This is a genomic window from Gardnerella sp. c10Ua_244, from assembly GCF_055818055.1.
The window spans coordinates 1-828 of sequence record NZ_JARFVS010000019.1 but is presented as its reverse complement, the minus strand read 5'-3'; the positions used below and the strand labels follow the sequence as shown (position 1 = coordinate 828).

Sequence of the window (828 nt, the reverse complement as noted above, 5' to 3'; positions counted from 1 at the left end):
TGAGATTGTTAGGTTAAATTTGGAAATTGGCTAAGGTACTTGTTTTTCCTGTGTTGCTGCGTCTATTAGAGGAGGTTGTTTCATTCAGCTCTTTCTATCCTTGATTAGGCTATTTCAAGCATATAATTTCTATTCCATCTAGCGAGCCTTAAAAATAGGATTTTATTTTACTTCCGTCTTTGTCCCTCATATTATTAATTTTGTCGCTAAGAAGTTCAAAATTGCAAATATCATTCTTAAAATCATTGTACTTTCTATAATCATCAATCATCTCTGTTAAAGTCCTACCTTTGCCTCCATGTTGTATAGCAGTATTTACTCTTCTGATTTTTCTATCAAAAGGCTCACATTTTTTGTATTTGATTACTTCATCCATAAAATCAAAGAGAGGCGTATCAGGTTTGGCATCCCATAATACAATTAGCCACATGATTGCGTTATACAGTTGTTTTGCAGTTTCATTCCAGGTCACATTTTTTAAGCTATTAGTACCAGTAGTATTACTTTCATCACCGTTTGAATCTCTGTAATTAACTTTTAGGGGATTAAAAATTGGTAGCCCTTGATGCTTAATTAATTCAAGAAAATCTCTTGCTGCACCCATACCACACTGAATTATTTCTAGCTCCCCATCATTTCTTCTCTTAGCATTAAAAATATAGTATTCATTTTGAATAATAGGCCCTGCATCACTATGTTTACTTTGATTTTTTAATAGTTTTATATGTGCTCTAGGATGAATTTCGTAATCTTGAGCAATCTTTTCTCTTGTTGCATGTCCTCTGCAATCCATATCTCGACTCCTTCCTATTTCTTCGAGCTATATTT

The 828-nt window shown here is 33.1% G+C and carries 1 protein-coding gene; it reads right to left on the bottom strand.

Features of this window, described 5'->3' with window-relative positions; genetic code table 11:
- Positions 1-148 precede the first annotated feature (148 nt).
- Positions 149-793, bottom strand: a complete 645-nt coding sequence (locus P0108_RS07100) for a hypothetical protein (RefSeq protein WP_205411957.1) — start codon at positions 791-793, stop codon at positions 149-151.
- Between the last annotated feature and the right edge of the window lie 35 nt (positions 794-828).

Coding starts and splice junctions, on each gene's coding strand:
- P0108_RS07100 (WP_205411957.1), bottom strand. CDS start 793: ATGGATTGCAGAGGACATGCAACAAGAGAAAAGATTGCTCAAGATTAC.